Annotated in this window: 8 protein-coding genes; 4 read left to right on the forward strand and 4 right to left on the reverse strand. The window is 76.3% G+C overall.

The genetic code is table 11. From position 1 onward, the window contains the following. Positions 1-26 precede the first annotated feature (26 nt). The gene (locus tag ACFXPX_RS18920) at positions 27-953 is read left to right on the forward strand and encodes an aminoglycoside phosphotransferase family protein (RefSeq protein WP_380525626.1); all 927 of its coding nucleotides are present in this window, start codon (positions 27-29) and stop codon (positions 951-953) included. A gap of 69 nt (positions 954-1,022) precedes the next feature. Here ACFXPX_RS18920 and pxpB read toward each other — a convergent pair whose 3' ends face one another. The 4 genes from pxpB to ACFXPX_RS18940 form a co-directional block, all read right to left on the reverse strand. Next, on the reverse strand, positions 1,023-1,634 hold the full coding sequence (gene pxpB / locus ACFXPX_RS18925; RefSeq protein WP_380525630.1) for a 5-oxoprolinase subunit PxpB: 612 nt from the start codon (positions 1,632-1,634) through the stop codon (positions 1,023-1,025). 98 nt (positions 1,635-1,732) lie between these two features. Then, entirely contained in the window at positions 1,733-2,509 is a 777-nt protein-coding gene (locus ACFXPX_RS18930; protein WP_375892327.1) for a LamB/YcsF family protein, read from the reverse strand. Positions 2,510-2,652: 143 nt separating this feature from the next. Beyond that, positions 2,653-3,177 carry a hypothetical protein gene (locus tag ACFXPX_RS18935; protein WP_375892325.1) on the reverse strand — a complete coding sequence of 175 codons (525 nt, stop codon included), beginning with the start codon at positions 3,175-3,177 and terminating at the stop codon, positions 2,653-2,655. A gap of 232 nt (positions 3,178-3,409) precedes the next feature. Continuing rightward, positions 3,410-4,453 carry an IPT/TIG domain-containing protein gene (locus tag ACFXPX_RS18940; RefSeq protein WP_380642319.1) on the reverse strand — a complete coding sequence of 348 codons (1,044 nt, stop codon included), beginning with the start codon at positions 4,451-4,453 and terminating at the stop codon, positions 3,410-3,412. 194 nt (positions 4,454-4,647) lie between these two features. Between ACFXPX_RS18940 and ACFXPX_RS18945 the strand changes: the two genes are divergently transcribed. From ACFXPX_RS18945 to ACFXPX_RS18955, 3 genes are all read left to right on the forward strand, one after another. Further along, positions 4,648-6,183, forward strand: a complete 1,536-nt coding sequence (locus tag ACFXPX_RS18945) for a hypothetical protein (RefSeq protein ID WP_380642325.1) — start codon at positions 4,648-4,650, stop codon at positions 6,181-6,183. Positions 6,184-6,260: 77 nt separating this feature from the next. After that, positions 6,261-7,136, forward strand: a complete 876-nt coding sequence (locus tag ACFXPX_RS18950; protein WP_375892322.1) for a hypothetical protein — start codon at positions 6,261-6,263, stop codon at positions 7,134-7,136. 42 nt (positions 7,137-7,178) lie between these two features. Next, positions 7,179-11,744, forward strand: a complete 4,566-nt coding sequence (locus ACFXPX_RS18955) for a hypothetical protein (RefSeq protein ID WP_380642321.1) — start codon at positions 7,179-7,181, stop codon at positions 11,742-11,744. The last annotated feature ends 128 nt before the right edge of the window (positions 11,745-11,872 follow it).

Below are 11,872 nucleotides of genomic sequence, written 5' to 3' on the forward strand. Positions count from 1 at the left end.
GGCACCGCCGGAGAGGAGCCCGTACGATGCCCGTCGCCGTCCCGCCCGCACTGGCCGCGTCACTGGCCGGGTCCCTCGGCGCGCGGGGACGCGCCTGGGTGGCCCGACTCCCCTCCCTGGCGGCCGAGTCGGCCGAACGCTGGGAGCTGCGCCCGGACGGCCCGGCGGCCCACGGCGTGGTCGCGCTGGTGCTGCCGGTGCGCCGCGCCGACGGTACGCCCGCGGCGCTCAAGCTCCAGCCGGTGGACGAGGAGACGGTGGGCGAGCCGCTCGCCCTCCGGGCCTGGGGCGGTTGCGGCGCCGTCCGGCTGCTCGACCACCAACCCGCCACCGGCGCCATGCTGTTGGAGCGCCTGGACCCGTCCCGCTCGCTGCTCACGATGGCCGACGACCTCGCGGCGGTACGGGTGATCGCCGAACTGCTGCGACAGTTGACGCTCCGTCAGGCGCCGCCCGGCCTGCGCACCTTGGCCGACGTCGCGGACGAGCTGCTGCTGCGCGCCCCGGCCGCGGCTGCCGCCCACACCGACCCGGACGAACGGCGCCTGCTCGCCGACTGCGCGGCCGCCCTCCGTGCCGTCCGCGCCGAACCGGGCGACCGCTTGCTGCACTGGGACCTGCACCACGGCAACGTCCTCGCCCCGCTGCCGGACACCGACCGGGCACCCTGGCTGGCGATCGACCCCAAGCCGCTGGCCGGGCACCCTGGCTTCGAGCTGCTGCCCGCGCTGCGCAACCGCTGGGCGGACGTCACGGCCGGCGGCAGCCCGGCCAGGGCGCTGCGGCGCCGCTTCGACCTGCTGGTGGAGGCGCTGGAGGTGGACCGGGAGGCGGCGGCCGCCTGGACCCTCGCCCGGGTCCTGCAGAACGCGGTCTGGGCGGCCGAGGAGGGGGAGACGGCGCTCGACCCGGGCCAACGCGTCATCGCGGAGCTGGTGTCGGGCCGGGGCTGACGGGCGTCCGGCGCCGCCACCGGGCGTGGACGCGGCCCCCGCGCCGCCACCGGTCCGGCCGGCCCGCCGCTACGCCCGTACCGCCGTGAACCGGACCCGTACCCCCGGCGCCAGCAGGGCCGCCGGCTCCCGGGCCGGGTCCCAGAGCGCCAGCGCCGTCCGCCCGATCAGCTGCCAGCCGCCGGGGGACGGGCTCGGGTAGACGCCGGTGTACGTCCCGGCAAGGGCCACCGAGCCGGTCGGGACGGCGCTGCGCGGGGTGGCCCGGCGCGGCACCCCGTACCGCGGCGGCAGACCGGTGAGGTAGCCGAAGCCGGGGGCGAAGCCGCAGAAGGCGACCACGTACTCGGGCTCGGTGTGGATCCGTACGGCCGCCTCGGCGGAGACGCCCCAGCGGGCCGCGACCTCCGCGAGGTCGGCGCCGTCGTACACGGTCGGGATCTCCACCAGCGGCCCGCCCGCGGTCGTGGCGGCCGTCGGGCGGGCGGTGCGCAGCAGCGCCGCCAGCGCGGTGACGTCCGCGACCTCGTCCAGCAGGACGGTGTGGGCGGCGGGCACGATCTCGCCGACCTCGCCGAGCTCCCCGCCGGTCTGCCGGTCGCGCAGCCAGCCGTACAGCGCGGCGACCTCGGCCGTCCCCGGGAGCTCGACCAGCAGCGCCCGCTCGCCGACCCGCCGCACCGCCGGGCCCGCACTGGGAGGGCCCGCGCAGAGCCGCTCCCCGCCGGGCCGCTCCCCGCCGGGCCGCTCCCCGCCGGGCCGCTCCCCGGCGCCGCCCGTCACGCGAACGCCTCGACCCGCACCCCGGCCGAGGCGAGCGCCCCACGGATCCGCCAGGCGAGCTGGGCGGCGCCGGGGGTGTCGCCGTGGACGCACAGCGAGCGCGCCTCGACGGCGATCCGGTCGCCGCCGACGGCCTCCACCGCGCGGTCCCGGGCGATCCCGACGGCCCGGGTGATGACCGTTTCGGGGTCGTGCACCACCGCGTCGGGCTCGCGGCGCGGCACGAGGGTGCCGGCCCAGGTGTAGGCGCGGTCGGCGAAGGCCTCGGCGACCACCGGCAGTCCGACTCCCTCGGCGACGGCGAGCAGCCGGGAGCCGGGCAGTCCGAGGACGGGCAGCGGCCCGTCGCAGACCGCGCCGGCCCGCAGCACCCCTGCCACCACGGCCTCGGCCTGCTCGGAGTCGGAGACCACCCGGTTGTAGAGCGCGCCGTGCGGTTTGACGTAGGAGACCCGGGAGCCGGCGGCCCGGGCGAAGACCTGGAGGGCGCCGATCTGGTAGGCGATCTCGTCGGCGAGTTCCTCCGGTGGGACGTCCATGGCGCGGCGGCCGAAGCCCGCGAGGTCGCGGTAGGAGACCTGGGCGCCGATCCGGACGCCGCGTTCGGCGGCCAGCGCGCAGACCCGGCGCATCGTGGACGGGTCCCCGGCGTGGAAGCCGCAGGCGACGTTGGCGCTGGTCACCACGGAGAGCAGGGCCTCGTCGTCGGTCAGGGTCCAGCGTCCGAACCCCTCGCCGAGGTCCGCATTGAGATCGATCACCGCATCGGCCACGCCCGTCCGCCTCCCAGCAGCTGTTGAGCCAGATGGTAGGGCCTGGCGGTGAAGCCCGTTGCCCGTCACCCGGACGGCCGACGGGCCCACCGGCGTGCAGCCTGCACGCACGCGCCCCGGGGCGGCACCCCGGGGCGGTCGGCTCAGTTCGCGGCAAGGCGTTCCTGGAAGGAACGTTCCAGCGGGCGCAGGGCGCGGAGCACGATCAGCAGCGGAACGACACCGAAGACGCCGAACGACATGTCGATGAATCGCCACGCCAGCGGGATCCCGCGCAGCGGTCCGCAGATCAGCGCCAGCGGGATCACCGCGCCGCAGGCGAGCACCGCCCAGCGGATCACCCAGATGTTGCGGACCGGGTCCTTGAGCGGCCCCCAGAAGGCGGCGCCGATCACCAGGTGGGCGAAGGCCAGCCAGTCGCTGCCGTACGCCAGGAAGGGGTAGCTCCGGTTGGTCTCGACGAGGCCGGTGTGCACCCGCTCGAACCAGGCCGCGGCGCCCGGGAAGCGGTCGGCCAGCGGGGCGGCCGGGCCGGAGGCGAGGTCGACCAGCCAGCCGGTCTCGGTCTCCAGCGGGAAGGCGGTCAGGCCGCTCAGCACCAGGCAGACCAGGAAGAACCCGAGCCAGCGCCGGACCCGCCGCAGGATGACCGCAGGATCGCCGTCCATCACGCACACCTCCCGCGCGCGCCGGGCGCGCGCCCATGCCGGTTGTGCAGACGGGCCTTGTCCCGTCTGCGTACGGCCGACTCTAGACCCTCGATTTGAACGTGTTCAACACGGCCCCCGGGAAGCCGGCGACCCGCGGGCGGCCGCCCCCTCGCGGCCCCCTCGCGACCGCCCCCGGACGCACCGGTGCCCGGGCGCCGAAGCGGCACCCGGGCACCGGGAGGGGGAACGGCTACGCCGTGTACGTGAACGTCACCGGCGCGCTGGTACCGCCCGCCGTGGTGAGCACCACGTCCACCGGCCCGGCCGCGGCGCCCGCCGGGGAGGTCGCCGAGCAGAAGGACGGCCCGCAGGAGACGTGCGCGGCCGGCACCCCGCCGAAGGTGATCGAGCCGTAGGTCAGGTTGGTGCCCTGGAGGTACACCTGGGTCCCGCCGGCCACCGGCCCGCTCTTGGTGGTCAGGTTGCTCACCACCGGCGCGGGCGGCGCCGCCGGTGCGGCGCCGGTGTAGTCGAAGGCGACCGGGGAGGCGGCCGTGCCGCCGGGGGTCACCACGCTGACCGGGGCGCTGCCCGATCCGCCGGGGGTGGTCACCGTGCAGGCGGTGTCGTTGCAGGTACCCGGCGCGGGCACGCCGCCGACCAGCACCATGCCGTTGGACAGGTTGCTGCCGTTGACGGTCACCGCGGTGCCGCCTGTGCCCGGGCCGGTGGTGGTGCCGAGGCCGTTGACGGCCGGGGCGGCCTGGACGGTGGCCGGCAGGTAGCCGCGGCTGCCGAGGTCGTACCGGGAGACGTGCCCGGTCGGGTCGGTGTCGTTGGGGTTGGCGGCCGTGACCGTGATCACGCCGGCGATCGGCACGCCCGGGGTGGTGCGCAGGTTGAGCTTCATGAACTCGCTCTTCCCGACCACCCGGGTGCCGGTGAGCACGGCCTCCAGGTGGCGGCCGTCGGGGGAGAGGGTCTCGGTGAAGGTGTAGTCGTACGGCGTGGAGTAGAACATCGCGCCGTCGGTGGTGACGCCCGGCGGCAGGTCGACGGTGAAGTGGGTCGGCCCGGTCAGGTCGGCGGTGCCGGCGGAGGTCCAGCTCGCCGACATGTTGCCGGAGGTGAAGATGCCGCCGGGGTAGTTCCCGCTCTGCGACACGGTCACGTGCTGGGCGGAGGTCGACGCGGAGGGCGCCCCGGGGGCCGCCGCGGCGACGGCGGCACCGGTGCTGAGGACGGTCACGGACAGCGCGGCGGCGAGGCCGGCTTTCGCCAGTCGGGTGATCATGGGTCGATCATCACCGAACCATCGCGCTGACCTCACGGTTTTCTCGCATGACCGTTCGAGAATGGCGGAATCCCGTCGAAACCCCGTTCCGTTTCGGCCCCGGGGACCGCCGCCCAGCTGCCGCTCCGCCCGTCCACAAGGTCCGTTTCGGTCGATGTCGGTGCGAACCTCTAATCTTGTCCACCGTGACCGTCATCGCTGACCCGCCCACCGAGCCCGGCCTCCGCCCGGCCGCCGGCGCCGCCGTGCCCGCACCGCGGCCCGCGCCCGGCCTCGCCGCCGACGAGGGCCTGGCCCGCCGGCTCAAGGCGCTGGCCTGCACCGCCCCGCTGCACGACCTGGACAACCGCAAGGTCAACCTGGCCGGCGAGTACGGCGGCTACGCGATGGCCGAGGTCGGCCTCGCCGCGATCGACCTGGTCACCCTGCACATGGACTTCGACACCGGGGCCGACCGCGAGATAGTGCTCGCCCGGATGCTGCCCCGGGTCGCCGCCCAGGCCCCGCGCCGGCCCGCCCCCGAGCACGAGCGGGTCGCCCGCTGGGTGCTGGAGTCGCTGATCAACGTCGGCAGCGTGGACCGCGGCTTCCGCGCCGTCTACGGCACCTTCGGCGCCGACGGCGAGTACGTCCGCCGGGACTACGACTTCAAGCTGATCGAGGAGGTCCCCGGCCCCGACGGCGGTGTCTACCTGCGCACCACCGACGAGGCGGTCAACGTCCTGGTCGGCGCGCTCGACACCGACGTCACCTCGGCCCAGATCGCCGCCGAGGTCAAGCTGGAGGTGCTGATCCGCCGCGGCCGCCTGGCCGACGCCCAGCTCGCCGCCGAGCAGGCCCGCTACCGCACCGTCCAGTACGCCGAGACGCTGCGCCGCGCCCTCGACGCCACCCGCCGCAACGTCCGCGCGGTCGACTGGATGCAGGCCGTCCCCGACCTCATCGACGAGGCGCTGGACCACATCGCCGACCGCTACCGGCACGAGAACGCGATTCTCACCAACATCCGCAAGGCCCGCGACGAGGCCGAGGACCAGGAGCACAAGCGCCGCGCCGCCGAACTGGTCGACATCGTCAAGGACTGCATCCGCCGCCACACCCAGCTCCAGACCCGGCTGCTGGAGGCCGGGCCGCTGTTCCGCGCCGAGCAGGACCGGCAGGCCTTCGCCGCCCCCGGCGCCCGCAGCGGCATCGACCTGTACGGCCAGCTGCTCGCCCCCGTGCTGCGGCTCCCGGTGGAGCAGGCCGTCCGGCCCACCGGCGCCTTCTTCGCCCGCGGCGCCGGCCTGCGCACCCCCGTCTCGGTCCGGGTCGCCGACCTGGTCGACCTGCTGCTCACCCCGCCGGTCGAGCGCGAGCACCTCGGCGCCGAACTGCCCGACCCGGACCTCGTCGCCACCCCGGACGACAGCCGCTTCTCCGAGGCCCAGCTGGAAGCCGCCCAGGTCCTGCTCGACCTGCCCCCGGACGCCCCCCGCCGGCTCTCCGGCCTGCTCGCCGACGCCCGCAAGCAGGACCCGGAACTCCCGTACCTGGTCGCCCTGCTGGCCGTGCACGCGGCCAGCCCGCCGGTCGGCACCGCCTACCGCCAGGGCGAGGAGCGGCTGCTGTTCGCCGTGGACGACGGCACCCCGCTGCGCGACCGGGAGTTCGGCGGCGCCGACCTGATCGTCGGCAGCGCCCTGCTCGACGCGGTCGGCATGGCCGCCGACCGCAAGGACGCCGGCTGACCGGCCCGGCCGCGACACCCACAGGCACCCACGTTGACGAACCACCACCACCGCGCCACCCCCGAGGAGCACCGCCCGTGACGACCCACCACGACACGTCCTGGGCGGCCGAGACCGAACCCGCGGCCCCCGCGCCGATCACCCCGGCCGACGTCGCCGACGCCGCCCGGCTGGTCTCCTTCGGCCTCCAGGCCAAGCTGCTCCCCGCCCGCGACGCCGAGTACGCCGAACTCGTCCGCCGCCACCGCGAGGACCCGCCGTTCGCCCGCCTCGCCGACGCCGTCGCCACCGGCATGGGCCTGGTGGTCCTGGAGGTCTCGCCGCGGGCCGGCATGGCCGTCGCCGCCGCCGAGGAGTCGCTGTTCGCCGTCCGGATGGGCGACTACTCGCGCCGCGCCGCCTCCGAGTCCACCGACCGCTTCCTGCACGGACTGGCCCACCTCGCCGTCGCCGCGATGGCCTTCCCCCGGCCCGAGGACCTCGCCGACGACGGCTACCTCGGCCGGATCACCGTCAACGGCGTCGACTCCTTCGTCCGCCAGGCCTGCCGCCGCCTGGAGGAGCAGGCCGACGCCGAGGGCGCCAACACCGACCCGGCCAGCGACGCCCCCGGGCTGGAGGCCGCCTGGCGGGTCTGGGCCCGGCGCACCGCCACCGGCGCCACCAAGGACGCCCGCCGGCTCTCCGGCTCCACCATCGGCATCGTGGCCAAGGCGGTGATGTTCCTGGTCGACTCCGGCTTCCTGCAGAAGGTCTCCGACGACTCCGGCGGCACCTACCGCACCACCGCCCGCTACCAGCTCCAGGTCCGCGACCTGGCCGGCGGCGCCGCGATGGCCGAACTGCTCGACCTCGGCATCGTTCCGGTCTCCGACGGCACCGCCAGCCTGCTGCCGCCGGACACCGGCGACGAGCTGGTCGCCGACGCCGGCCTGCCGTTCCACTCGCTCTGATCGCTCTGACAACCCCATAAGACGCACGGAGAACCGCCGCACATGTACGAGCTCAACCGGGTCCGCCTCTACTCGATCGGACCGGCCGGCGCGCGCTACGCCGACACGGTGCTCGACCTGCGCGGCGTCGGCGAGCCCGTCGCCGACCCGGCCCCGCAGCAGATCGGCCTGTTCGGCGAGGACACCGAGGGCCCGGTCCGCCGCCCCGCCCCGGCCGGCGTGCTCTTCCTGGAGAACGGCGGCGGCAAGTCCGTCCTGCTCAAGCTGATCTTCTCGGTGATGCTCCCCGGCCACCGCAACACCCTCGGCGGCGCCAGCTCCGGCGTGCTGCGCAAGTTCCTGCTCGCCGACGACTGCGGCCACGTCGCCCTGGAGTGGCAGCACACCGTCACCGGCGAACCGATCGTGGTCGGCAAGGTCAGCGAGTGGCGCGGCCGCCAGGTCTCCTCCGACCCGCGCAAGTTCGCCGAGACCTGGTACTCCTTCCGCCCCGGCCCCGGCCTCACCCTCGACTCGCTCCCCGTCGCCGAACGGGTCAGCCTGGTCGGCGACCAGAAGGCCCGCGGCCGCCGCCGCACCATGAAGGGCTTCCGCGACGCCCTCACCGAGGCCGGCAAGGCCCACCCCCACCTCGACCTGGTCTTCGAGGACGGCCACGACCGCTGGACCGAACACCTCGGCGAACTCGGCCTCGACCCCGAACTCTTCCGCTACCAGCGCGAGATGAACGCCGACGAGGGCGAGGCGGCCGGCCTCTTCGCGGTCAAGCAGGACAAGGACTTCACCGACCTGCTGCTGCGCGCCGTCACCGACACCCGGGACACCGACGGCCTGGCCGACCTCGTCCACGGCTTCGCCGCCAAGCTCGGCCTGCGCTCCGAACTCACCGCCGAACGCGACTTCACCGCCGGCTCGCTCGACCTGCTGGAACGCATCGTCGAGGCCACCGCCGCCCGCGAGACCGTCCGCGAGGCGCACCGCACCGCCGAACGCCGTGCCCGCCGCCTTGCCCACGCCCTCACCTCCCGCGCCGCCGCCGAACGCGACCGCGCCCAGGACCTCGCCATCGAGGTCGCCGCCGCCGTGAGCGCCGTCACCGCCGCCGAGTCCGACCGCACCCGGCACAGCCTGATCGCCGACGAACTCACCCACCGGCACGCCACCCTGAGCCTCGCCGCGGCCACCGCCGAGGCCGCCACCCTGCGCCGCGAACTCATCGACGCCCGTACCCTGCACTCCGCCTGGCAGGCCGCCGAGGCCGTGCTGCGCCAGCGCGCCGCCGCCGACCGGGTCGCCCGGGTCGCCGTCGCCATCCGCGAGGCCGAACTGGACGCCGCCCCGGCGCTCGCCGCCCGCGCCCGCGCCGCCGGCGCGCTCGCCCGCGCCCTGGAAGCCGCCGCCGCGGCCGCCGAGACCCGCGCCGACACCGAGGAGCAGCGCGCGAGCGAGCTCCAGGAGGACGGCGGCAAGGCCCAGTCCGCCGCCACCGAGGCCGCCACCGCCGCCCAGAAGGCCCGCAGCGAGGCCGAGCACCTGCGCCAGCGCCTCGCCGAGGTCGAGCAGGAGACCGAGGCCGCCGTCGAGGCCGGGTTCATCGACTCCGACGGCGACGCGGACCCGGCCCGCGCCGCCCTGCACGCCGCCGACGTGGAGCAGGCCGCCGCCGCGGCCCTCGCCCAGGCCCGGACCGTCGCGGAGGCCTGCGCCACCCGGCTGCGGGAGGCCGCCGCCGCCACCTCCCGCGCCGAACTCGCCGCCGAACGGGCGGGCGACGCCCGCAAGGACGCGGCCCGCGCGCTGGCCGCCGAGCAGCGCACCGCCGCCCTGCTCGCCACCGAGCAGCGCCTCGCCGACCTGCTCTCCCTCACCCCGTACCAAGAAGAGGCCGAGGAGGACGCCGGCTTCCTCACCCCCGCCGTGCTCGACCGCAACGCCGAGTACCTGCGCGAACTCCTCGACGAGGCCATCGCCACCGCCGAACGCACCCTGTTCGACCTGCGCACCGCCGCCGCCGACGACTCCCGCATCCTCGCCGCCCTCGGTGACGGCGGCCTGCTGCCGCCCGGCCCCGACGTGCTGGCCACCGTCGAGTACCTCGCCGAGCACGGCATCCCCGCCCTGCCGGGCTGGCGCTACCTCGCCCAGTCCGTCGACCCCGCCGACCACGAGGCGATCCTCGCCGCCCGCCCCGAACTGGTGGACGGCGTGGTCGTCACCGACCCGGCCTCGCTGGAGCGCGCCCGCGAGGCCCTCCAGGCCGCCGCCCTGCTGCCCCGCTCCACCGTCGCCGTCGGCGCCGCCGCCTCGCTGATCGCCCCGATCACCGACCGGCCCGCCTTCTTCCTGGTGCCGCCGAACCCGGCCATGCACGACGAGTCCGCCGCCGACGGCGAGCGCCGCGAACTGCGCGCCCGCGCCGCCGCCCGCGAGGAGCACATCCGCGAACTCGCCGGCCGGCTCGGCGCCGACCGCGCCCTCGCCGCCCGGCTCGCCTCCTGGCACGCCAGCTGCCCGCCCGGCACCCTCGCCGAACTCGCCGCCGCCGCCGAGGCCGGCCGCGAGCACGCCGAGCAGGCCGCCGCCGCCCTGGCCACCCTGCGCTCCGACCACGACGAGGCCGAGACCGACCACGCGGCCGCCGCCTCCGCCCACGAGGAGCACCGGGAGGCCGCCCAGCGCGCCCGCCGCCGCGCCGACGCCCTCTCCGGCCTCGCCTTCCGGCTGCGCGAGCGCGCCACCTGGGCCCGCCGCCAGCGCGAACTCGCCGAGGACGCCGCCGAGTGCGACCGCCGCCAGGCCGTCTGCGCCGAACGCGCCCGCACCTGCGACGAGGACCGCCGCGCCGCCCAGCGCGCCGCCGACGACGCCCGCCGCACCGTGCGCGCGCTGCGCGCCGAACGCGCCGAGATCCCCGCCGCCGAGCAGGCCGACGAGCCCGCCGAGCAGACCGCCCCCGCCGCGCTGCCCGCCCTGCGCGAGGCCTACCGGGCCGCCTCCCAGCTGTACGAGAAGGTCGGCGTCGGCGCCGACCTGCGCGCCGAGCAGGCCCGCGCCGAGGGCGACGAGGCCGCCGCCGCGACCGAGCTCGACCGCCTCACCAACAAGGTCCGCACCCGCGCCGAGGAACTCCTCGGCAGCCCCGACGGCGCCGACGGCCCCGCCCGCCAGGCCGCCGCGGCCCGCGCCGAGGAACTGGTCGCCACCATCGAGGCCCGCTCCGCCGCCGCCAGCGAGCAGCTCGGCCGCCTGCGCGGCGAGGCCGAGCGCTCCGCCCCGGCCGACGGTGAGGCGCACACCGAGCTGCCCGAGGAACTCGTCCCGGCCGACCCCGAGCACGCCCAGGTCCTGCTGCGCACGGCCACCGGCCGGCTCGCCGAGTGCCGCGAGGCCGTCGACACCGCCCGCACCGCGCACGCCGACCTCCAGCGCACCTTCGACGCCGCCCAGTCCGCCGCCGCCGACTTCGATGAGCTGGCCGGCCAGCTGCGCGACGGCCTGCGCGAGCAGCAGGAGGAGGACGGCCGGCCGGCCGAGCCCTACCTCGGCTCGCTGCCCGAGGCCCGCAACGCCTCCACCGACGCCCGCCGCGCGCTGCGCACGTCCGTCGGCGAGCTGTCCTCCGCCGAACTCGCCGTCCGGGATGCCTCCGACGCCCTGGTCCGGCACGCCAACGCGGCCCGCTACGAGGCCGTCCGCACCCCCGCCCGCCAGCAGATCCGCGAGCTGCCCGCGTCCGCGCTGCCCGAGCACGCGGCCGCCTGGGCCACCGCCTTCGCCCCCCGGCTGCGGGTGCTCACCGACGAGCTCACCCAGCTGGAGCGCAACCGCGGCTCGATCGTCGACCGGCTGCGCGGACTGGTCGAGTCCTCGCTCACCACCCTGCGGGCCGCCCAGCGGCTGTCCCGGCTGCCCGAGGGCCTGGGGGAGTGGTCCGGCCAGGAGTTCCTGCGGATCCGCTTCGAGGACCCGGACCACACCACCCTGGTGGAGCGCCTCGGCGAGGTCATCGACGAGGCCACCCGTGCCGCCGTCCGGAAGAACAGCGACCTGCGCCGCGACGGCATGTCCCTGCTGCTGCGCGGCGTTGCCGCCGCGATCGGCCCCAAGGGCGTCAGCGTCGAGATCCTCAAGCCCGACGCGGTGCTGCGCGCCGAGCGGGTGAGCGTCGGCCAGATGTCCGACGTCTTCTCCGGCGGCCAGCTGCTCACCGCCGCCATCGCGCTCTACTGCACGATGGCCGCGCTGCGCGCCAACGACCGCGGCCAGTCCCAACTGCGGCACGCCGGCACGCTGTTCCTCGACAACCCGATCGGCCGCGCCAACGCCACCTACCTGCTGGAGCTCCAGCGCGCGGTGGCGGACGCGCTCGGCGTCCAGCTGATCTACACCACCGGCCTGTTCGACACCACGGCGCTCGCCGAGTTCCCGCTGGTGATCCGCCTGCGCAACGACGCCGACCTGCGGGCCGGCCTCAAGTACATCTCGGTGGAGGAGCACCTGCGCCCGGGCCTGCCCGCCCCGCAGGACCCGGACGGCCCGACCATCCACGGCGAGATCACCGCCACCCGGATGTTCAAGCGCCCGGCGGAGGTTCCCGCCCAGCCGTGAACCACGGCCTGCCGCCGAACTCCCGCCTGCGGGGCGACGCCGGGGCACGCACCTCGCCGCGTTGTCGTCGGTCGCCAATGCGCTGCATTGGGCTCCCTCCTCCGCCTTGCGATGCACGCACCCCAACG

Source organism: Kitasatospora sp. NPDC059146 (genome assembly GCF_042786665.1).
In the GTDB taxonomy this organism is placed as follows: Bacteria; Actinomycetota; Actinomycetes; order Streptomycetales; family Streptomycetaceae; genus Kitasatospora.